This window comes from Novosphingobium sp. BL-S-32, assembly GCF_056857055.1.
This window is the reverse complement of the sequence record NZ_CM166477.1, coordinates 1,615,515-1,640,049: the sequence shown is the minus strand read 5'-3', so window position 1 is coordinate 1,640,049 and position 24,535 is coordinate 1,615,515. Positions and strand designations below refer to the sequence as shown.

General features: G+C 69.9%; 3 protein-coding genes. 2 read left to right on the top strand and 1 reads right to left on the bottom strand.

What is annotated here, in order from left to right:
* Positions 1-211: 211 nt before the first annotated feature.
* Positions 212-18,361, top strand: coding sequence for a hypothetical protein (locus AC1VVK_RS23630; protein ID WP_482905608.1), 18,150 nt, complete (start codon positions 212-214; stop codon positions 18,359-18,361).
* Positions 18,362-18,466: 105 nt separating this feature from the next.
* Entirely contained in the window at positions 18,467-23,914 is a 5,448-nt protein-coding gene (locus AC1VVK_RS23625; protein ID WP_482905607.1) for an autotransporter outer membrane beta-barrel domain-containing protein, read from the top strand.
* Between the two features lie 67 nt (positions 23,915-23,981).
* On the opposite strand, the gene AC1VVK_RS23620 is transcribed toward AC1VVK_RS23625, so the two are convergent.
* A complete protein-coding gene (locus AC1VVK_RS23620) occupies positions 23,982-24,437 on the bottom strand; it encodes a c-type cytochrome (protein ID WP_482905606.1) in 456 nt (151 codons plus the stop codon).
* Positions 24,438-24,535: the final 98 nt, after the last annotated feature.

The following is a 24,535-nucleotide window of genomic DNA, read 5'->3' as shown; positions in this document are numbered from 1 at the left end:
TAAGGCAGTGCGGAAAGGGCGGCTTTGACGCATCGCCGCGTCTCAAGACATCGCGAATGATTTTCTAACGCTTTGATAAGCAGGAAATTATTCTGACATTTTCTATGTGTTGTCCCGGATTCCTGCTGCCCGCCGCGTGGCGTACAGCAGGGCCATCCCGCTCCTAAGGCGGGCCGGACAACAGGCCGATCAGGCTCCGGGGGGCTTCACCTTGAACATTATTGACACTTTCGCTGGCCGTTCCACCGAGAGCACGGGAGAGACGCGCTCTGCCCGCTCATGGCGCGCGGGAACGTCCGTGGCGACGCTTGCTGCAATGATGGTTTTGGGCGGGGTCGTGCCCTTCGCGGCATCTGCCACCCCCGCACCGACGCCGTCTGCCACGCCGACCCCCACGCCGACTCCCACTCCCACTCCGGGGCCGATCGTGATGCCGCCTGTCGGGTCGCAGATCGAAAATCCGCTTACAGGTGAACTGGAAGTCGTCACCACGCAGATGCCGCCGATGCAGGTGCAGACGGCCAGCAACAATGTGATCCTGCTCGCCACCGAAGTGGGGCAGACTTTCGACGTTTCGGGGACGACCTACACTGTCACTGATGTCACCACCAATTCCGGCGGCGCGGTTACGTCCGTCTCGCTGCAAAGCTCTGCCGACAGCACGATCAGCACCACCGATGTCGTAACCTCGATCGCGCCCGCGACCAATGCGAGCGGGGCCGACAACATCGATCTGCCTTCTGACCCGGGCGATCGCACTTATCGCAACGTCCAGCGCGGCCGCAGCGGCGGCAACGGGCACATCGGCGCGCTGTTCATCTCGGCCGGTAACGGTGGTTCGGGTTCGAATGGTCCGGACATCACCGATTCCATCTCTGGTTCGATTTCCTCGCAGTCGAGCGGCCTGGCGGCCGTCATCGTGCAGAGCATCGGCGGTAACGGCGGCAAGGGCGGCAACGGCTATCTCGGCTCGCATGGCGGCACCGGCGGCACTGCCGGCGTAGGCGGCGATGTCAGTCTGGTCAGCACGGCGAGCGTGGTGACCACGGGCACGAGTGCCTATGGTATCCTTGTCAGCAGCTCGGCCGGCAAGGGCGGCGATGGTGGTTCCGGCTGGCTGTCGAGCGGCGGTTCGGGCGGCGGTTCGCCGGGCGTGGGCGGCAATGCGGCAGTCACCAACGAGGGTTCCGTTGCCACCAGCGGCGGCGGTTCGATCGGCATTCTGGCGCAAAGCCTTGGCGGCACGGCGGGCAGCGGCGGCGACAGCTTCGGCCTCGTCGCGTCCAGCGGCGGTGGCAGCTACGGGGGCAAGGGCGGCAATGTCCTCGTCAACCAGAATGGCGTCGTCCAGACCTCGGGGGACGGTGCGCATGGCGTCCTTGCGCAGTCGGTGGGCGGCTCGGGCGGTAGCGGCGGCACCAGTGGCGGCGTATTCGCCGATTCCAGCTCCGGCGGCGCGGGCGGCGCGGGCGGCAACGCCACGATCACTGCGGGCTTCGATTCCTCCACGAAGACGACCGGCGATTATGCCCATGCCTTCTTTGCGCAATCGGTAGGCGGCGGCGGCGGCAACGGCGGCACGACGGTCGGTCTGGTGGCGCTGGGCAGTGCCGGCAGCGAAGGCAGCGATGCCGGAACCGTCAGCATCGCCATTGCCGATGGCGCCTATGTCTCCACGGCGGGCATCGGCTCCTACGGCGTGATGGCGCAGTCGATCGGTGGTGGCGGTGGCAATGCCGGCGTCAGCGGCGGTCTGGCCGCGCTGGGCGGCACGGGCGCGGGCGGCGGCAATGGCGGCACCGTGTACGTGTCTTCGGGCGCGACGATGGTGACGACCGGTGCTTCGGGCAAGGGTATCTTCGCCCAGTCGGTTGGCGGCGGCGGCGGTTCGGCTGCGGGCACCGGCGGTCTTGTCTCGCTCGGCGGTTCGGGCGCGGGCGGCGGCGACGGCGGACTGGTTCAGGTCACGCAGAGCTCGGGCGGATCGATCACCACGTCCGGCTCATGGGCGGATGCGATCTTCGCGCAATCGGTCGGCGGCGGCGGCGGGTCTGGTTCCGGTACGGTCGGTCTTGTCGGCCTTGGCGGTTCGGGCGCGAGCGGCGGCCTTGGTGGCACTGTGATCGTCAACAACCAAGGCGCGTTGAAGACCACGGGCGATTATGCGCGCGGCATTTTCGCGCAATCGGTGGGCGGCGGCGGCGGCGCCGGCGGCAATTCGACCGGCCTTGCCGCAATTGGCGGCAGCGGCTCGGGCACGAGCCCCGGCGGCAGCGTAACGGTCACCAACGGCGGCTCGATCCTGACCACCGGCCTGCGCTCCATCGGCATCCAGGCGCAGTCTGTGGGCGGCGGCGGCGGTGACGGCGGCTCCTCGACCGGTCTCATCTCGATTGGCGGTTCGGGCGGCGGCGGCGGCAATGGCGGCGTGGTCACGGTCACCAACAGCGGCATGATCACCACCCAGGGCGACCAGGCTCTGGGTATCATTGCGCAATCGATCGGCGGCGGCGGCGGCAACGGCGGTTCCAGCACCGGCGTGCTCGCGATCGGCGGCGACGGCGGCAACGGCGGCAAGGGCGGCAAGGTCGTCCTCAACGAAACCGGCCTCGTCTCGACTTCGGGCGACGACGCGACCGCGATCTTCGTGCAATCGATTGGCGGCGGCGGCGGCAACGGCGGTTCGGCGGTGGCGGGCGGGCTCTTCGCCAGCGCCGCATTCGGCGGTTCGGGCGGCGGCGGCGGCGCGGGCGGCGATATCTGCGTCAACACCAACTCCGCCTGCACGACGGCCAGCTCGGACATGGGCGCGGCCTATATCGAGACGTATGGCGACCGTTCGAGCGGCCTGTTCGTCCAGTCGGTCGGCGGGGGCGGCGGCAATGGCGGCTTTGCGCTCTCGGCTTCGGCGGGCATTGGCGCGACGGCGTCGATCGCATTCGGTGGCTCGGGTGGCTCGGGCGGCTCAGGTGGCGCCGTGCGCGTCGGCCTGCAAGGCACGATTGCCACCAAGGGCCAGCTTTCGGACGGCATCTTCGCCAGCTCCGTCGGCGGCGGCGGCGGTAACGGCGGCTTCTCGGTTGCGGCGGGAGCCTCGCTCGGCGGTTCGCTGGCGATGAGCTTCGGCGGCGGCGGTGGCGTTGGCGGTGCAGGCGGCCTCGTCGATGTCAAGAGCGCCACGGACATCACCACCGAGGGCGACCAGTCGCGCGGCATCTTCGCACAGTCGGTCGGCGGCGGCGGCGGCAATGGCGGTTTCGCGGCCAGCGCGGCGATTGGCATCGGTGCGATCACCTCCACCTTCGGCGGCGTCGGCGGCGCGGGTTCGGACGGTTCGACCGTCAAGGTCGTCTCGGTTGGCGATATCTCGACCAAGGGCGATCAGTCGGACGCGATCTTCGCCGAAAGCGTCGGCGGCGGCGGCGGTAATGGCGGCTTCGCGGTGGGCCTTGCGGGCGGTGCGGCGGGCGCGGCCAGCCTGACCTTCGGCGGCGGCGGCGGTAATGGCGGCGCGGGCGACGATGTCACCGTCTCCTCGACGGGCGACCTTTCGACCGAAGGCGTCAGCGCCAACGGCATCTTCGCCCAATCGGTGGGCGGTGGCGGCGGCAATGGCGGCTTTGCGGTTTCCGGATCGGCCGGCGGCATTGGCGCGATGTCGGCAGCCTTCGGCGGCAGCGGCGCGAACGGCGGCAAGGGCGCCAAGGTCACCGTTTCCAGCACCGGCACGATCACCACGGTGGGCGACCTGTCCAATGGTATCCTTGCCCAGTCGGTCGGCGGGGGCGGCGGTAACGGCGGCTTCTCGGCGGCGATTTCGGGCGGCGGCATCGGTGCCGCGGGCCTCTCCATGGGCGGCGCGGGCGCCAACGGCGGCGACGGCGACGAAGTTTCGGTCACCTCTGACGGTGGCATCTGGACGCAGGGCGCGGCTGCGGCCGGCATTCTGGCACAATCGGTCGGCGGCGGCGGCGGGAACGGCGGTCTGGCGATTTCGGCCAGCGGCGGCTGGGCCGGCGGCGCTTCGCTGGCGTTCGGCGGCGGCGCGGGCAATGGCGGCACCGGCAGCACGGTCACGCTGGTCAGCACCGGCAATATCCTGACCGAGGGCGACAGCTCGCAGGGCCTGTTCGCGCAGTCGGTCGGTGGCGGTGGCGGCAATGGCGGCGGCGCCATCGCGGCTTCGGGCGGCCAGGGCGGCGGCATTTCCGCCTCGTTCGGCGGCAAGGGCGGCGACGGCGGCTCCTCCGGCAATGTCAGCATCGACAGCACCGGCGACATCCAGACGCTGGGCAACAATGCCGACGCCATCTTCGCCCAGTCGCTGGGCGGCGGCGGTGGCAACGGCGGTTTCGCGATCTCGGCGGCAGGCGGCCAGTTCGGCGCGGTCAGCCTCTCGATGGGCGGCACGGGCGGTGTCGGCGGTTCGGCGGGTGACGTTTCGGTCGACTCCGATGGCGACTTGACGACTTCGGGCGACTTCTCGGCCGGCGTGCGCGCGCAGTCCATCGGCGGCGGCGGCGGTAACGGCGGCTTCGCGATCTCTGCATCGGGCGCCCAGTTCGGCGCCGTTTCGCTCTCCTTCGGCGGTAACGGCGGCACGGGCGGCGCGGCGGGTGACGTCACGCTCACCTCGACCGGCGATATCTGGACCGAGGGCAACTATTCGCAGGGCCTGTTTGCGCAGTCGGTCGGCGGCGGCGGCGGCAACGGCGGCTTCTCCGTCAGCGCGGCGGCTGCACAGTACGGCGCGGCAGCCATTGGCTTCGGCGGCAAGGGCGGCACCGGCGGTGCGGCAGGCGACGCGGACCTGACCAATACCGGCGACATCGTCACGCTGGGCGACTTCAGCGCGGGCGCGCAAGTCCAGTCCATCGGCGGTGGCGGCGGCAACGGCGGCTGGAGCGTCAGCGCGGCGGGCGGCCAGTACGGCGCAGTCGCCATCGGCTTCGGCGGCACCGGCGGCGCGGGCGGCACGGCGGGCGACGTCACGCTCACCTCCACCGGCCAGATCGCGACTACGGGCGACCAGTCGAGCGGCCTTGTCGCGCAGTCCATCGGCGGCGGCGGCGGCAATGGCGGCTTCTCCGCCAGCGTCGCGGGCGCGCAGTACGGTGCGGCGGCACTGTCGTTCGGCGGCACCGGGGGCACCGGCAACGATGCGGGTACTGTCACGCTCGCCAACACGGGCGACATCTACACCGAAGGCACGCTGTCCAACGGCATCTTCGCCCAGTCGGTCGGCGGCGGCGGCGGCAATGGTGGCTTCTCAGTCGCAGTAGCAGGCGCGGAATATGCCTCGGCAGCGCTGGCGCTGGGCGGCAAGGGCGGCTCCGGCGGCAAGGGTGAGGCGGTTTCGGTCGTCTCCGCAGGCAACATCACCACGCTGGGCGATCAGGCGGACGGCATTCTGGCCCAGTCCATCGGTGGCGGCGGCGGTAATGGCGGTTTCGCCGTTTCCGGTACGCTGACGGCGAGCAGCGACGGGATTTCAGCCTCGGTCGCGGTTGGCGGCAAGGGCGGTTCGGGCGGCGAGGCGGGCGACGTCTCGCTGATTAGCACCGGCGATATTTCGACGAGCGGTGCCAGCTCGGTCGGCCTCTTCGCGCAGTCGGTGGGCGGCGGCGGCGGCAATGGCGGTTTCGCCGGCGCGCTTTCGCTCTCGGTGGGCAATGCGGTGGCCGTGGGCATCGGCGGTTCGGGCGGTACCGGCAATACGGCGGGCAACGTCACGCTCGGCTCGACCGGCAATGTGTCGACTTCGGGCAACCTTGCGGCGGGCATCCAGGCCCAGTCGATCGGCGGCGGCGGCGGCAACGGCGGCTTCAGCCTGACCGCCTCGGCCACGGTCGAGGGGCAGTCCATCGGCAACAGCAGCGGCGGCACTGGCGGCAGCGGCGGCCTTGCCGGCAATGTCGACGTGACCAGCCTTGGCACCGTGCAGACCACCGGTGAAATTGCCAACGGCATCTTCGCGCAGTCGGTCGGCGGCGGCGGCGGCAATGGTGGCTTCTCGATCTCCGCAAGCCTTTCGGCAAAGGGTGATTCCGACACGCAGAGCGTCGGCGGCAACGGCGGCACCGGCAATGACGCCGGCATGGTCAGCGTTTCGGCCACGGCGGGTGCCAATGCAGGCATCGCGGATTACTCCGTCGTCACATCGGGAACGGGCTCCAACGGCATCCTCGCGCAGTCGATCGGCGGCGGCGGCGGCTCCGGCGGCTTCTCGGTCGGCGGCGCATTCTCGGGCGAGGGCGATGCGTCCTCCAACCAGGTGGGCGGCAGCGGCGGCGCGGGCGGCAATGCGTCCACGGTCGATGTCGTCAACGTCGGCAAGATCCAGACCACCGGCAATATCGCCAACGGCATCTTCGCGCAGTCGGTCGGCGGCGGCGGCGGTAACGGCGGCTTCTCGGTCGGCGCGGGCGTCTCGATCAAGGGCGATGCGTCTTCGAGCGTCGGCGGCGGCGAAGGCGGCGCGGCGGGCAATTCGGACAACGTCAGCGTAGACACCACCGGCGCGATCTACACCGAAGGCGCCGCGTCCAACGGCGTGCTGGCGCAGTCGGTCGGCGGCGGCGGCGGCACTGGCGGCTTCTCGGTCAGCGCGGGCTTCAGCGCGGAAGGCGATTCCACCAGCGACAGCGTTGGCGGCGGCGGCGGTTCGGGCGGCAACGCCGGTAACGTCACGGTCATCGCGCGCGAAGGCATCACCACCAAGGGTGACGGTTCCAACGGCGTCTTCGCGCAGTCCGTGGGCGGCGGCGGCGGTTCCGGCGGCTTCGCCGTGGGCCTCGACGTATCTCTGAAGGGCGATGCGGAATCGAACGTCGGCGGCGGCGCGGGTTCGCTGGGCGGCACCGCGGGCGACGTTTCGGTCACCACCGAAGGCACGATCTGGACTGAAGGTGCGGCAGCAGCAGGCATCTTCGCGCAGTCGGTCGGCGGCGGCGGCGGCAATGGCGGCTTCTCGGTCGGCGCGGGCTTCTCCAGCGAGGGCGGTTCTTCGTCCACCAGCGTCGGCGGCGCCGGTGCGGGCGGGGCGATCGCGGGCAATGTCACTGTCCATGCCGACAGCGACATCCAGACCAAGGGCACCGGGTCCAACGGTATCCTCGCGCAGTCGATCGGCGGCGGCGGTGGTAACGGCGGCTTTGCCGTGGGCCTTGGTGTCTCGATCAAGGGCGACGCGGATTCCAAGGTCGGCGGCGGCGGCGCCGGCGACGGTTCCGACGCAGGCGATGTGACCGTGACCGGAACCGGCACGATCGTCACCCTCGGCGATCAGGCCAATGGCGTCTTCGCGCAGTCTGTCGGCGGGGGCGGCGGCAACGGCGGCTTCTCGGTCGGCGCGGGCCTCAGCCTCGACGGTGCGGCGACCAGCGACAGCGTGGGCGGCACGGGTGGCGGCGGCGGCAATGCCGGCACCGTCACGGTGGACCGCGCGGGCGACATCGGCACCAGCGGCGCCAATGCGAACGGTATCCTGGCCCAATCGGTGGGCGGCGGCGGCGGCAACGGCGGCTTTGCCGTGGGCCTTGGCGCATCCATGAAGGGCGACGCGGAATCGAGCGTCGGCGGCGGCGAAGGCGGCACGGCTGGCGACGGCGGGGACGTGTTCGTGTCCGACGTGGGCACGATCGTCACCAGCGGCACCAATTCGAACGGCATCTTCGCGCAGTCGGTCGGCGGCGGCGGCGGTTCGGGCGGGTTCTCGGTCGGCGCGGGCTTCAGCCTTGAGGGCGGCGCGACCAGCACCAGTGTCGGCGGTTCGGCCGGCGCGGGCGGCAGCGCGGGCAGCGTTTCCGTGTCGCATGACGGCGATATCCAGACCGCGGGCGCATCGGCCAACGGCGTGTTCGCCCAGTCGGTGGGCGGCGGTGGCGGCACCGGCGGCTTCTCGGTCGGCGCGGGCGCGTCGATGGATTCGGACGCCAAGTCCAGCGTCGGCGGCGGCGCCGGCGGTGCAGCCGGTTCCGCTTCGGATGTGACGGTGGTTCAGACCGGAACGGTCATCACCGCAGGCGCGGCGGCCAACGGCGTGCTGGCGCAGTCGGTCGGGGGCGGCGGCGGTGTCGGCGGCTTCTCGGTCTCGGCAGCGCTTTCGTCCTCGGGCGGCGCGGCCTCGGATTCGACCGGCGGCGGCGGCGGTTCCTCCGGCGATGCCGGGAATGTCAGCGTCACGGTTGATGGTGATATCCAGACCGACGGCGCCCAGGCACGCGGCGTTATCGCCCAGTCGGTGGGCGGCGGCGGCGGTTCCGGCGGCTTCGCGGTCGGCGCGGGCGCGTCCATCGAGGGCGATGCGGATTCGACCATCGGCGGCGGCGCTGGCGGCTCCTCGGGCAATGCGGGCAATGTCAGTGTCGATGTAAACGGCAATGTCGTCACCAAGGGCACGGCCTCGGTGGCGCTGCTGGCGCAATCGATCGGCGGCGGCGGCGGCGCGGGCGGCTTTGCGGTAGGCGCGGCGCTGTCCTCCAGCGGCGGCGCGACGGCGGATTCGACCGGTGGCGACGGCGGCTCGGCAGGCGATGCGGGCGACGTTTCCGTCACCCACACTGGCGGCATCGAGACTTTCGGCGCGCAATCGGGCGCGATCCTGGCGCAATCCATCGGCGGCGGCGGCGGTTCCGGCGGCTTCTCGGTCGGCGGCGCGCTGAGCGTTGAGGGTGAGGCGAACTCCACCATCGGCGGCGGCGCGGGCGGATCGGCCGGCAATGCCGGCACCGTGGACGTGGCCAATACCGGCGATATCTTCACCCACGGGGCCAATTCCACCGGCATCGTCGCGCAGTCCATCGGTGGCGGCGGCGGTAACGGCGGCTTCTCGGTTTCGGCCGGTCTCGCACTTTCGGGTGCGGACGCGGTTTCCAGTTCCACTGGCGGCGCGGGCGGATCGTCCGGTTCGGCCGACGATGTGAGCGTGACCTCGATCGGCAACATCAAGGTCGATGGCGATCACAGCCGCGGCATCGTCGCGCAGTCGATCGGCGGCGGTGGCGGCACCGGCGGCTTCTCGGTCTCCGGCGCGATTGCGACCAAGGGCTCGGGCGCATCCGACAGCGTCGGCGGCGCGGGCGGCGCGGGTAATGCTGCGGGCAATGTCACGGTCGTTTCGGTCGGCCAGATCCTGACTTCGGGCGATGCCACCAATGCGGTGCTGGCCCAGTCGATCGGCGGTGGCGGCGGCGCGGGTGGCTTCTCGGGCAGTCTGGCGGCGGCGCTGGGCGGCGGCGCGGCGGTCAGCTCGGTCGGCGGTGCGGGCGGCATCGGTTCCGACGCGGGCAATGTGGACCTGACGCTCAGCGGCGCACTCGGCACGCTGGGCAATGGCTCGGCGGCGGTGGTCGCCCAGTCGATCGGCGGCGGCGGCGGCGTGGGCGGCTTCTCGCTTGGCCTTGCGGCAGCATCGGATGGTGAGGGCGCCAGCGCCGTCACCGGCGGTTCGGGCGGCGATGGCGGCGTGGGCGGCAATGTCCTCGTCTCCACCAGCGCGTTGATCCAGACCCACGGCGCGCTGTCGGACGGCGTATTGGCGCAGTCGATCGGCGGCGGCGGCGGTTCGGGCGGCTTTGCCGTGGCCGGCGCCTTGGCCCTGGGCGAAAAGGCGGCCTCCAGCGCCACGGGCGGCGCGGGCGGTTCGGGCCAGAACGCCGGCACGGTCACCGTGCAGAACACTGGCGACATCTACACCTTCGGCGCGGCATCGAACGGCGTCGTGGCGCAGTCGATCGGCGGCGGCGGCGGCGTGGGCGGCTTCTCCGGCTCGCTCTCGATCTCTTCCACCTCGGAATCCGTGGCCAACAGCCTTGGCGGTTCGGGCGGCGTCGGGGGCGATGCGGCCGGCGTGAAGGTGGTGACCACCGGCAATATCCAGGTGCTGGGCGACCGCTCGGTGGCGATCGTTGCGCAGTCCATCGGCGGCGGCGGCGGTTCGGCCGGCTTCTCGCTGGGCGCATCCGCTTCCAAGGCGGCATCGGCCAGCGACGCAGTGGGCGGCAGCGGCGGCGCCGGCGGTGACGGCGGCACGGTGGAAGTGGCCAATGGCTCGACCGGCACGGTCGTGACCACCGGCAACTTCGGCTACGCCATTCTTGCCCAGTCGATCGGCGGCGGCGGCGGTTCGGGCGGTTTCGCCACGGGCGGCGCGCTCTCGCTGTCCGAAGGGGCAACCTCCTCGGTCGGCGGCGGAGCTGGCGGCGCAGCGGGTGACGGCGGCAATGTCGGCGTCAACAACTACAGCCTGATCCAGACCAGCGGCGACGGCGCCGTGGCGGTCTTCGCGCAGTCCATCGGCGGCGGCGGCGGCAGTGGCGGCTTCGCGGTGGGCGCGGGCCTTGCGGGCGGCAGCGACAGCACCCTTTCCAATGCCATTGGCGGCGGCGCGGGCAGCGGCGGTTCGGCGGGCACGGTCTCGCTCTACAACGACGGCACGATCCTGACGCAGGGCGCCAACGCAACGGCGGTGCTGATGCAGTCGATCGGCGGCGGCGGCGGCAACGGCGCCTTCGCGGTCAGCGGCGCGCTGGCCAAGGGCGGCGCGGCGAACAGCTCCATCGGCGGAGACGGCGGTACGGCGGGTTCGGCGGGCGATGTTACGCTGGTCAACACGGCGAACGCCACGATCGTTACCGAAGGCGCGATGTCCATCGCGATCCAGGCGCAGTCGATCGGCGGCGGCGGCGGTTCCGGCGGCTTCTCGGTCGGCGCGGGCCTTGCCCTCGAAGGCGATGCCAGCTCCACCGTGGGCGCGGGATCGGGCGGCGCGGGCGGTTCGGCCGGCGTGGTGTCCATCGACAACGCAGGCGACATCGGCACGCGGGGCGATGGCTCGCTGGCAGTGCTGGCGCAGTCCATCGGCGGCGGCGGCGGTTCGGGCGGCTTTGCCGTTTCGGGCGGCCTCAGCGTCAAGGGCGGCGCGGCCAGCAATGCCGTGGGCGGCCAGGGCGCTGGCGGCGGTGACGGCGGCCTCGTTTCGGTTACCAGCAGCGGCACGATCCAGACGCTGGGCGCCAATGCGACCGCGATCCTGGCCCAGTCGGTGGGCGGCGGCGGCGGCGCAGGCGGGTTCTCCGCCGGTGCGGCAGCAGCCAGCGCCGATGCGGCCTCGAACCTTGTCGGCGGCAGCGGCGGCGCGGCGGGTGCGGGCGGTGACGTCACGATCGCCAACAATGGCGGCACGATCACGACCGATGGCGACTTGTCCTACGCAGTCTATGCGCAGTCGGTCGGCGGTGGCGGCGGTTCGGGCGGCTTTGCGGCCGGCGCGGGTCTCAGCCTCGAAGGCGATGCCGAGTCCGGCGTGGGCGGTGGCAGCGGTGGTGGCGGCGGCGCGGGCGGCCTCGTCAGCCTCGACAATACCGGCACGATCGCGACCAAGGGCGCAGGCTCTGTGGCGGTCTTCGCCCAGTCGGTGGGCGGCGGCGGCGGTGCCGGCGGCTTCGCGGTGGGCGCGGGCCTGACCGCGCAAGGCGGTTCGGCTTCGGACAGCGTTGGCGGTTCGGGCGGCGCGGGCGGTGCCGGCGGTGTGGTTTCGATCACGACCGATGGCCTGGTCCAGACTGAAGGCGCCAATGCGACCGCAATCTTCGCACAGTCTGTCGGCGGTGGCGGCGGCAAGGGCGGCTTTGCCGTGGGTGCCTCCGCATCGAAGGCGGACAGCGTCTCGACCGTGGTCGGCGGTAGCGGCGGCGCGGGAGGTGACGGCGGCGAAGTCTCCGTGGCCAATGGCGCGAACGGCGCCGTTATCACGCTGGGCACGCTGTCCTATGCGGTCTTCGCGCAGTCTGTCGGCGGCGGCGGCGGTCAGGGCGGCTTCTCGGCTGGCGCGGCGCTGAGCCTTGAGGGCGATGCGAATTCGTCGGTCGGCGCGGGCGACGGTGCCGGCGGCGGCATCGGCGGCGTGGTTTCGCTGAGCAATGCCGGCAAGATCGGCACGGCGGGAGACGGTTCCATCGCAGTCTTCGCCCAGTCCGTGGGCGGCGGCGGTGGTGCCGGCGGCTTCGCGGCGGGCGGCGGCCTGACTATCGAGGGCGGCGCGGCTTCCAACTCGGTTGGCGGTGCAGGCGGCGATGGCGGTGCCGGCGGCGTGGTTTCGCTGGTCAACACCGGCTCGATCCGCACCGAAGGCGCCAATGCCACGGCGGTCTATGCCCAGTCTGTGGGCGGCGGCGGCGGTGTCGGCGGCTTCTCGGTCGGCGCCAGCGCCTCGAAGGCGGACAGCGCCTCGAACACGGTTGGCGGCAGCGGCGGAGCCGGCGGTGACGGCGGCGAAGTCTCCATCGGCAACGGCGCGGGTGGTTCGATCACCACACTGGGTGACTTCTCCTACGCGGTCTTCGCGCAGTCGGTCGGCGGTGGCGGCGGTTCGGGCGCGTTCGCGGCCGGCGGCGCGCTCAGCCTTGAAGGCGACGTGGACTCCAGCGTCGGGGGCGGCTCGGGCAGCGGCGGCGGTATCGGCGGCAATGTCACGCTGAGCAGCCTCGGCGCGATCCAGACGGCGGGCGAGGGCGCGATTGCGGTCTTCGCGCAGTCCATCGGCGGTGGCGGCGGTGCGGGCGGCTTCGCGGCCGGCGGCGGTCTCTCGGCCGAAGGCGGCGCGACTTCCAACACGATCGGCGGTTCGGGCGGCGCAGGCGGTTCGGGCGGCACGATCACGTTGGAGAACGGCGGTTCGATCCTGACGCAGGGCAGCAATGCGACGGCGCTCTTCGCGCAGTCCGTGGGCGGTGGCGGCGGTGTCGCCGGCTTCTCGACCGGCGGCGCGGCATCCAAGGCCGGTGCGGTTTCGCAGACGGTCGGCGGAGACGGCGGCACGGCGGGTGACGGCGGTGACATCACCGTCAGCAACGCAGCCGGCGGCAAGATCGAGACCGATGGCGCCATTTCCTACGGCGTCTTCGCGCAGTCGGTTGGCGGCGGTGGCGGTGCGGGCGGCTTTGCGGCTGGCGGTGCGCTGGCGCTCGGCGACGACGTGGAGAACGGCGTCGGCGGCGGTATCGGCGGTGCAGGCGGTCTTGGCGGCACGATTGCCATCGACAATGCAGGCCAAGTCGTCACGCTGGGCGACGCCTCGATTGCGGTCTTCGCACAGTCCATCGGCGGCGGCGGTGGTGCCGGTGCCTTTGCTGCAGGCGGCGGTCTTTCGGCCGAAGGCGCTTCGGCCAGTTCGTCGGTCGGCGGAGCCGGCGGCGACGGCGGTGCGGGCGGCAATATCACGGTCTCCAACAGCGGCCTCGTGGCGACGGCCGGCGATCAGGCGGTGGCGATCCTTGCCCAGTCGGTCGGCGGTGGCGGCGGTGTCGGCGGCTTTGTCGTCGGCGGCGCGGCGTCGCAGATGGATGCCGTGTCCGACACGATCGGCGGCAGCGGCGGCGCGGGCGGTATCGGCGGTGACATCACCGTGAACACCAGCGGCGCGGTCTATACCGAGGGCGCCTTCGCTTATGGTATCCAGGCGCAGTCGATCGGCGGCGGCGGCGGTAACGGCGGCTTTGCGGCCGGCGCGACCGTGGCGCTCACCGGCGATGCGCAGTCGACCATCGGCGGCGGTGCCGGCGGTGGCGGCGGCCTTGGCGGCGCGATCACGCTGACCAACAGCGGTACCATCGAAACGCTGGGTGCCGGGGCCGTTGCGGTCTTCGCGCAGTCCATCGGTGGCGGCGGCGGTGCCGGCGGCTTCGCGGGCGGTCTCACCGGATCGGGCGAGGGCGCCTTCAATTCGACCATCGGCGGTGCCGGTGGCGATGCCAGCCAGGGCGGCGATATTACCGTCAGCAACAGCGGCCAGATCCATGCGGCGGGTGCCAATGCAGCAGGCGTCTTCGCCCAGTCCGTGGGCGGCGGCGGCGGCCTTGGCGGCTTCTCGCTGGCGACAAACGGCGCGGTTTCCAGCCTGTCCAACACGCTTGGCGGTTCGGGCGGAGCCGGCGGTGACGGCGGCGCGATCAGCGTCACCAATGCCGCGGGCGCGACCATCGTGGTCGATGGCGATCTGTCTTACGGCGTCTTCGCGCAGTCCATCGGCGGTGGCGGCGGTTCCGGCGGTTTCGCGGTCGACGGCACCATCGCCACGGGCGGGGCGGTCAATTCGACGCTGGGCGCAGGCTCCGGCGGCGGTGGCGGCAATGGCGGCGCGATCACGCTGACCAATGCCGGCAACGTGCTGGCACAGGGTGCGGGCTCGGTTGCGGTCTTCGGCCAGTCGGTCGGCGGCGGCGGCGGTTCGGGCGGCTTCGCGGGCGGGCTTTCCGTCGGCGCGGGCGGCGCGCTCAGCCAGTCCATCGGCGGCGCGGGTGCCGGCGGCGGCAATGGCGGCGACATCGCGGTGTCCAACAGCGGCGTGATCCAGACGCTGGAAGCCAACTCCATCGGCGTCTTCGCACAGTCGGTCGGCGGCGGCGGCGGCCTTGGCGGCATGTCCATCTCAGGCTCGCTCAGCACCGGCAGCTCCACGACGACGAGCCTTGGCGGCTCGGGCGGCGCCGGCGGTGACGGCGGCACGATCACGGTCAGCAACAGCGGCGTGATCGATGCCAAGGGCGATCTGTCCTACGCCGTCTTCGCGCAGTCCATCGGCGGCGGCGGCGGCACGGCGGGCATGGTCGTTTCCGGCACGCTCAGCACCGGGCTTGGCGGCATGACTTCCGCGCTCGGCGGCAGCGGCGGTGCAGGCGGCAATGGCGGCGACATCACCGTCACCAACACCGGTTCGATCCTGGTGGAAGGCGCGGCTTCGGTCGGCATTCTGGCGCAGTCGATCGGCGGCGGCGGCGGTGCGGGCGGCTTCACCGGCTCGCTGGCGGTCACCGGCGGTTCGCTGAACACGCAAGTAGGCGGCACCGGTGGCGCGGGCGGCGACGGCGGCGACGTGACCGTCACCTCTACCGGCAGCATCGTCACCATGGCGGACGATTCCATCGCGGTGCTCGCGCAGTCCATCGCGGGCGGCGGCGGCCAGTCGGCCTATGCCATCGCCGCGCAGGCGGGCGCCTTCGACGGCGTGAACCTGACGCTGGGCGCGCAGGGCGAAGGGATCAGCGGCAAGCAGGGCAAGGTCGTCGTCAACCTCTCGGGCGGTGTGCTCCAGACGGCGGGCGCGCTTTCCTACGGCCTGCTGGCCCAGGCCATCGGCGCGGGCGGCGGCAACGTGGCGCTCTCCGTGCCCGATCCGCTGGAAGTCGGCTCCAATGGCCTGACCCTGCAACTGGGCAGCACCGGCGGTGTCGCGGGTGACGGCAACGTCATCGATGTGACCAACGCCAACGAGGTCCAGACCAAGGGCGCAGGCGCCATCGGCTTCGCCGCGCAGTCCATCGGCGGCGGCGGCGGTACCGAGGGCGTTACCGGCGATGTGGTGTTCGGCAGCGGCAATGCCGTCTGGTCCACCATTGTCGGCGGCAGCGGGGACTCGGCCGGTTCGGGTGCGGCAGTGACCATCGCCAACAGCGCGACCATCGTCACCGAAGGCGACGGGGCTCTTGGCCTGCTCGCCCAGTCGGTCGGCGGCGGCGGCGGTGTCGGCACCATGGCGCTCGGCCTTGCCGACGGATCGCTGGCGGGGGCTTCGCTCACTGCCGGCGGTGCGCAGACGACGGCGGGCAATGGTGGGGACATCACCTTCACCAGTTCCACCGGCGCCATCGGCACTTCGGGCAATCTCGCCTCGGCACTAGTCGTCCAGTCGATCGGCGGCGGCGGCGGTGTCGCCACGCTGTCCTCGATGGAAGGCGGCGCGTTGGGTGACATCACCCTTGCAGCCGGATCGACCGGCGGTGCGGGTGGTGACGGCGGCAACATCGTGCTCGACCAGAAGGCGGATGTCGTCACCAGCGGCACCGGCGCCAATGCGGTGCTCGTGCAATCGATCGGCGGCGGCGGTGGTCTGGCGACCCTCGACAATACCGGCGGCGCCGGCACGGTCACGAATGTCGACCTTGGCGGCGCGGCCAGCGGTTCGGGCGGCACTATCGACTTTGCCCTCAATGGCCGTGTCCAGACCACCGGCGCGGGGGCGGCGGGTGTCGTCGTCCAGTCCATCGGCGGCGGCGGCGGTTACGTCAGCGCCGTGGGGGCCAACGCGGATGGCACACTGACGCTGGGCGCGTCGAACGGCGCGACCGGTAGCGGCGGCGACGTTTCGGTGGCGATCAATCAGACGATCACCACCACCGGCGCGGGATCGACGGCACTCTTGGTGCAGTCGATCGGCGGTGGCGGCGGCGCGGCCTCCGTGGTTGGCGCGGACGGCACGGTCCAGACGCTGGACGTGGTGGATGCGAGTGCTGTCAGCCCGCTGCGCATGGCGCGCATGGCCGCCATCGCCCAGACTGCGGCGATCCCGAACGGCGTCGATGCCGGATCGGTGGATGTCACCGTGGGCGCGGCGATCCACACCAGCGGCGCCAATGCCAACGGTGTGGTCGTCCAGTCCGTGGGCGGCGGTGGTTCGGCCTTGGGCTCCGGCACTGGCGTGCTGGGCAGCTCGGGCATCGGCAATGCGGTGAACCTCACCGTGAACGCTGATGTCGTGACCACCGGCACGGGCTCCAGCGCTCTCGTTGCGCAGAGCACCGGCGGTCTTGGCGCCAGTGCGATCACGCTGGACATCGGCAAGGTCAACGTCGTCGGCGGTCTGGGCGGTCATGCCGTCTCGCTGCTCGGCGGCGCGGACAATACGGTGACCAATGCTGGCACGCTCCAGACCATGGACGGGCAGGAAGGCCTGGTGATCTACGCGGAGGGCGGCAACAACACGATCGTCAACTCCGGCACCATCGTCGGCTCGATCGATCTGGGTAGCGGCGTCGGCAGCTTCACCAACGTCAATGGCGGCATCTTCCTGGCCGGTTCGCTGGTCAACGTGGGTGCGGGCACGTTCGTCAACTCGGGCATTCTCAATCCGGGTGGCGGCGGCGTTGTGTCGCAGCTCGCGGTGAGCGGCGGCCTGACCCTGACGGCGGCCAGCGAGTACAACCTCGATCTCGACCTCAAGGCCAATACGGCCGACCGGGTTGTCGTATCGGGCGCGGCGGTGCTGGCAGGCAAGGTCACCACCAACCTGCTCAATCTGGGCTATGCCCGGACCGGGGCCAACGAAGTCGTCATCCTCGATGCGGCGGGTGGGATCACCGGGCAGGACGCAGTTCAGCTCGTTGCGCCGAATTCGGCCGTGGCGACGTTCTCGCTGGCGTATCCTTCGACCAACCAGCAGTCGATCCGCTACGTGGTCGAATATGCCCCGGCCGGACTGACCCAGCGTCAGGCCATGATCGGCGGCGTACTCGATCAGATCCAGCAGACGCCGACCGACGCCTTCGCGCCGACGGCCGCCGCGATCATCTCGATCCCGACGGTCGGCGCGCTGGGCACGGTCTATGACAGCCTGACGGGCGAGGGCGTGACTGCCGCGCAGAGTGCGACGCTAACGGCGGTGGGCAACAACCACGACGGCATCGACAGCCAGATCCTCGGCCGTATCGGCATGTTCGCGCCGGCCTGGGAGAAGGAGAAGCTCGGCAATCTCTGGATGACCGTCCAGGGTGGCCGTCAGCGGCTCGATGGAAACGATGGCGCGCACGACACGCGCACCAGCGGCTATGTCGTCCAGGGCGGCTGGGACTATCGTTTTGATGCGCGGACGCTTGTGGGCGCCAGCTTCGGCTTCGATCCGCAGAGCTTCTCGGTTGCGGGAGCGAGCACGTCGGGCAAGGCCAAGGTCTACACGGTGGGCGCCTATGCGGGCTTCCATCCGGGAGCATGGACGCTCAGCGCGGACCTGCTCTACAGCGTCTCGAACACCGACTACGTGCGCGACATGTGGCTCTATGCCGACGGCAATGTGCAGTCGCGCGGCGACTTCACTGCGCATGCGTGGTCGGGCCGCGCAGAAGTGGCGCGTCAGTTCGGCACCGGGAACGTTGTCTTCCAGCCCTTCGGTGCACTGGAAGCCACGCGCCTCCAACTGCCGAGCTTTGTCGAGACGCATGGCGAGGCACAGCAGAACGCGACGCTCGGCCTGGCCTTCTTCGGGAAGGACTGGACCCGCGCGCGCAGCCTGCTGGGCGCCAATGTTGCGGGCCGTATCGACTTGCCGCAGGGCAAGGCCCTCGTCACCACGCTGCGGGCTGCGTGGGTCCACGATTTCGACCCCGACCGTTCGATCACTTCGGCATTCGCCGGGGCTCCGGACTTCCGCTTCACCACCACGGGAGCGCGGGCCGTCAGCAACAGCGGCCGGATCGACCTGCGTTCCACCCTGCAAATGCACAATGTGGATTTGCAGGCCAGCGTCGGGGCCGACCTCGGCAAGGGCTATAATGACGTTACCGCCATGGTCGGTGTTCGGTTCCACATGTGACCGCGGCGCCCGTCATGCCCATCCCGATGCTTCCACACATTCCCACGATTTCGGCCGGGTCTTCGCAGACCCGGCCAACAGAACTGCGCTAACAGGAGAATTGCCTTGAAGACCAAGCTCATGGCCGGCGCGTCGGCGCTGACCCTCGTGATACTCGCGCCCGGCGTCGCCCAGGCAGTGCCTTCCGGTGCTTGCGGCGTCCCCGCTACTTCTGCCGATCCCAATGTCGTCTCGTGCATCAGCGACAGCAACAATTTCCCCAACGGCGTCAGCTACGATCAGACGACCTATGGCACGCCCGCTAACCTGAAGATCGATATCTACGGCACCGCCGTCATCAATGCGACCGGAACCCCGACCGCGGTCACCATCAGCGGGTCCGCGAACCACGATGCCCTGATCGGCGCGCGCAGCGGATCGAAGATCACGGGCACCCAGACTGGGCTTGAGGCGACGACGTCGGGCACCGGCAATGCCGTGATCGAGAACCACGGTACGGTCAATTCCGGCGGCACGGGCGCGTTCGCAGGCGCACTGGGCGCTGGTTCGGCGACGATCACCAATGCCAGCGATGGTACAGTCACGGTGACGCAGCCATCGAGCGGCGGCGTCAACGGGGGAGTGGGCCTTGGGATCACCGGCACCAACGGCAGCATCGTCAATCAGGGCACGGTCACCGTCAATTCGGGCGGATCCGGCCAATTCTTCGGTCTTGGTGCCAGCGGTGTTGGCGGCGGTACGCTGACGGCCACCAACTCCAACCTGGTAAAAGTCACCACCGACGGCGCGGACGCCGTGGGCATCGGCACTGTACCCAGCGCGGGTAACTTCGTGCTGGCCAACAACGCGACGCTCACTGTGTCGTCGAACACCGGCAGCGCCGCGGGCCTTGCGGTCAGCGGCAACGGATCGACCGGAACCAGCGCGCTGACGAACACCGGTGCGCTTTCCGTCACTTCCACCAGAGGCAGTGCGACCGGCATGTCGGTCGATCAGGCCACCGACGTGACCATGGCCGCCACCCGCACCAGCGCCGCCAGCACCTTCACGGTCTCCGGCGCCGACGCGACCGGCTTTGCGGTTACCGGCGCCGCCGGCGCGGTCAGCGTGACGGGTTCGGGCCAGTATGTCGGCGTGACCGGCACCAACTCGGCGACGGGCGTTTCGGTTTCCGGCGGGACCACGCAGACCGTGGCTTTCGCGCCTGCCACTGTCGGCGGCACGGCCTATCCCGGTGATCTGGACGTGCGCGCGGGCAGCGATGCCAGTGGCGTAGTCCTGAGCGGCGCGACCGACGCGGTTTCGGTGGGCTTCACCGGTGCCAATCTGACGGTCACCAGCACCGGTGCGGGAGCCAAGGGTATTGATGTGACCGGCGGCAGCTCGGTCGACATTTCGGTCATTCCCGGCAGCGGTAACGGTGCTTCGCTGACGGTTTCGGCGGCGGGCGGCGATGCCAGCGGGATCTCCACTTCCGGCGCGACCGGCGTGCAGCGCGTGACCCTCGGCGATCTCTTCAACGTGACCAACACGGCTGGTTCGGCCGTCGGCATCTCGCTGGAAGACGGCACCGATCAGACCGTGTCGCTTGCCAGCGGTGCAACGGTTACGGGTTCGGACGGGGCTAGCGGAGTTGCCCTTGCCGGTGGCACCGGCGCCGTTTCGGTGACCAGTTCGGGTGCGCTTACCGTCGAGGGCGGAACGGGTGACGCCTATGGCGTTGCCATCGCGGACGGCTCCAGCCAGCAGGTTCATCTTGCCGGCGCGCTTGATGTGACCGGCGCCGGCTTAGTCTATGGCGTTTACTCTACCGACAGCACTGGCGTAGTAGCGATCACGGCGGCTGACACGGTCAATGTTACCAGCAGCGATGGCGAAGCGGTTGGCGCTCTCGTTTATGGCGGAACCGACGTTGCGGTCAGCTTCGCCAAGGGGCTGAACATCCAGGGCAGCACGGGCGCCGCAGGTGCGGGCGTCTACGGCAGCGGCGCTCTCTCGATTGCTTCGACGCAGGACGTTTCCGTCAATGCGGGCGACGGAAGCGCATTTGCATTCGGCACATATATGATCGGGGGCACGTCGCAGGCGGCGACTGTCGACGGTAACCTCGTCGTCGCGGGTGGCGCTGGCGGTTATGGGTCGTTCCAGATCGGTGCTACCGGTCCGGTTTCGCTGGCGATTGCCGGAGATTTCACCGGCGCCAACTTGTTCGAAGGCCTTGTCCAGCAGGGCGGCACGACCCAGTCGATCGATCTGGGCGGCACCTTCTCGCTCACCTCGACGAGCGGCGATATCTATGGCGCCGATCTTAGGGATTCGACGGAAAGCGCCAGCCTGACGGTTGGCGGCGCCTTCGACGTCTCGGCAGCGGCCGGTTCGGCGATCGGCGTCAACCTTTCCGGCAATGACGGATCGGTGTCGCTGGCTCAGGGTATGACGGTTTCGGCGGCGGGTGCGTCGGCCTTGGGTCTGACCGCTTCCCTTAACGGTGGCGCGAACGTCACGCTGGGCGGTGCGCTGTCCGTTACCAACGATGCGTCCTCTCTCGGCGGCACGGCAACCGGTCTTTCGATCGGGAGCCTGGGGGCTCAGACCGTTTCGCTTGCCGGGCCGGTCACGGTTTCGGCGGACGGCACGGCCAGCGGCATCGGTCTCTACGGAGACACCGGTGCAATCTCGCTGACCACGGCAGGTCTGGTCTCGGTACAGAGCGCCAGCGGCGTCGCGCAGGGTGTTACCGTCGATGGCGGCAGCGACCAGACGGTCACGCTGACGGGCGGCCTCGATGTCAGCGCGGCCGGTGATGTCGGCGGCGTGGAACTGGCGGACGGCACCGGCACTGCCACGCTGCATCTTCCGACGTCGCTTTCCGTCACCAGCACGGACGGTGCGGCCACCGGCATTTTGGCGCATGCGGGCAATAGCCTCGTCGTCGATGGTGCCGGTGCGATCACCGCTACGGGGGCGACGGGTGCCTACGGCGTGCAGACCACCGACTTCACGGGAACCCAGAACCTTGTGCTGGGCGATGTGTCGGCAACGACGCAAACGGGTGAGGTGTTCGGCGTTGACCTTGCAGGCAGCGGCGCAATCGCGCTGGCTGACACCGGCGGCGTGGTCGTCGCATCGGGCAGCGGCACCGGTGCGGGCGTTTCGCTTGTCGGGACCGGTGCGGACGGTGCGCTCACAGCCTCGCTGGCCGATGTGCAGGCGAGCGGCGACGGCGTGCAGGGCGTGATCTTGTCGCAGACCGGCAGCGGCGCGACCGGCGCGATCACTGCCACGCTCGCCTCGGTATCGACGACCGGCGCCGACGCCAGCGGTGTGACCGTGCGCGGCGCCGATGCCGGTACGGTTTCGCTCACGCTGGGCGGATCGGTGACCTCGGCGCTGCTGCGCACAGCGGCCGTCGACCATTCGGGCGGCGTTTCGACGCTGGGCGACAATGCCAATGGCGTGAACTTCATCTTCGGTGACGGTGCAGGCTCGCTCACCAACCTGGGTTCGGTCACCACTGCGGGTGCGAATTCGGACGGTATTGCCGCCACGGCGACCGGCACCGGTTCGATCTCCATCAACAGCTGGAACGTCGCGACCAGCGGCGCCGGTTCCGACGGCATTTCGGTCCAGACCGGCAGCGGCGCGCAGACCCTGACGGTCCAGACCGTGGCTGTTACCGGCGCAGGCGCACGCGGCATTGTCGCCACGTCAGGCAGCGGCGCGATCACGCTGGTCAGCACCGGCGTATCGGCTGCGAGCGGAGATGCCGTCAGCCTGAACTCGGCCACCGGGAACGTCTCGGCGACGCTGGTTGGCGGCGGCAACACCGTCTCAAAGACGGGCGCGGGCCTCACCATCACCACCGGCGGCAGCGCTGCGGTGACGCAGGGCACCGCGGCGACGCTGCACGGCGCGACCTACGGTCTCGTCTCGGATGCGGCAGGCGGCCAGACGGTCGTGCTGTCGGGCACGGTCGGCGCGGACAGCAACCACGCCGTCGCGCTTTCGGGCGGTGCGGCCACGCTGACCAACAATGGCACGATCAACGGTTACATGACCTTCGATACGGCCTCGACCACGCTGACCAACGCAGGGACGTGGAACGCGCAGGGCGGCAACAGCACGTTTGCGGGCAATGCCACGGTGATCAACAGCGGCACGCTGAACATCAACGCGGCAGCGACCGCGGCGGCCACGATGAAGCTGACCGGCGTCACCACTTTCCGCAACTCGGGCACGATCAGCCTCGTCAACGGCCACACCGGAGACGTGCTCGATCTCGGCAATGCGGCCTTCGTGGGCAGCGGCAATTCGCGTGTCGTGCTGGAAGCGAACCTTGGCGCCAGCGCCGTGGGCAGCAATCCGGCACAGTCGGCCGACCAGCTCAATGTCGGCGCGGCGTCCGGCACAACGACCATCATCATCACCGATCTCAGCGGCAGCACGGCAGCCAAGTTCAACTTCGACGGCATCCGTCTGGTGAACGCAGCGTCGGCGACTGCCGGTGCTTTCGTTCTCGATGGCGGCGCGGTCAACAAGGGCTTCGTCGATTATCAGCTGGTCACCGATGCGACGGGCAATGTCGATCTGGTCGGTGTGCCCAGCACGCAGGCCTTCGAACTGGTGCGCACCGGCGCCGAAGTGCGCCACTACTGGCGCCGTTCGGGCGATGCATGGTCCGATCAGATGCGCGGTATCGCTCCGAAGGAAGGCACCTCGCTCTGGGGCCAGGTCCTTGGCGGCAGCGAGACCAACCGCTCGCGCCCGCTCTATTCGGAAACCGTGCTGGGCACCGCCACGACGTTCGCGCCCAATCTCGATGTGCGCGACACGTGGTGGGGCGGTCAGTTCGGCTTCGACTGGGGCCATGGCAGCGACCAGAGCGGCGACTGGGGCGTCGGCATGACTGCGGGCTACGTCTCGCAGGAAGGCAAGGTCAAGTCGACCGGCGACCTGATCAAGCTCAACGGCGGCAACGTGGGCCTTTACGCTCGTTATCGCAGTGCGGGCGGCTTCTTCGCCCACGGTCTGGCGAAGCTCGATCGCTATTCGCTGAAGTACGATATGGACAACGGCGCCAGCGCGCCCAAGACCAACGGTACGAGCTACGGCGTCGAGATCGAGGCGGGCTACCACATCCGCACCGGCATGTTGTTCCTCGAACCTTCGGCCAGTGCATCGTGGACCAATGCGGACCTTGACGGCTTTGCCGCGACGCAGGGCGGCGTCGGTGCGAAGTTCAACCATGTCCAGAGCTTCTACGGCCGCGCGGGCCTGCGCGCGGGCGTGGAGACCCACTCGGGCAATTGGGCGATCCAGCCCTATGTCGGCGCGAACTGGGAAGGCGAAATGAACGGCCGCCCCGGTGCCACGCTGTCTTCGGGCGGAGAGGACCTCTACTTCCGCGACGATGCCGAAGGCGGCCGCGCGCGCTGGGAAGTGGGTGTGCAGGGCGCTTCGGACGGTCTGTCCGCCTTCGCCAAGGTGGAAGGCGTTACCGGTTCGGGCAGCAGCGGTGTTGCTGGCCGTGCAGGCGTTGCCTTCCGCTTCTGACGGCAGCGAAAGTCCAAACAAGAGGGGCGGCGCACTTCGGTGCGTCGCCCCTTTTTCATTTCTTAGATCATTTCCCCGGTGCTTGGGATCGCAAATAGGCGATCAGGTCCGCGCGGGTGAGTGGGTCTTCCACCCCGGCGAATTGCATGGTCGTGCCCGGCACCATCTTCATCGGATTGGCGATCCATACATTGAGCGTGCGCTCATCCCATGTACCGCCGTAAGACGAGAGGGCCGCCGTGTAGCCATAGCGGGGGCTGTTGCTGGCGACGGGCTTGCCGAAGACGCCGTAAAGGTTGGGACCGCCCCGATCGGAAGCACCTTCGATGATGCTGTGGCAGGCGGCGCATTGCCGGAATTTCCGAGCACCGACATCGGCATCTGCCACTTTCATCAGGGCATCGAGCGACGGATGGAGGCCCGCTGCCCGCAAGCGCTCTTCGCGACGATCGTCGCCGCAGCCGCCAAGCGCCAGAGCAAGTAGGGCGATCGATGCCAGCCGAATGAGGGGGCGCTGAATCACGTCGCGGTCGCCCGACCGCCGGGACCCATCACATCACCTTCACTCACGATAGCCTCCGTGCCGATTCATACAAAATCCGTTATGGCTATTTGCATGGA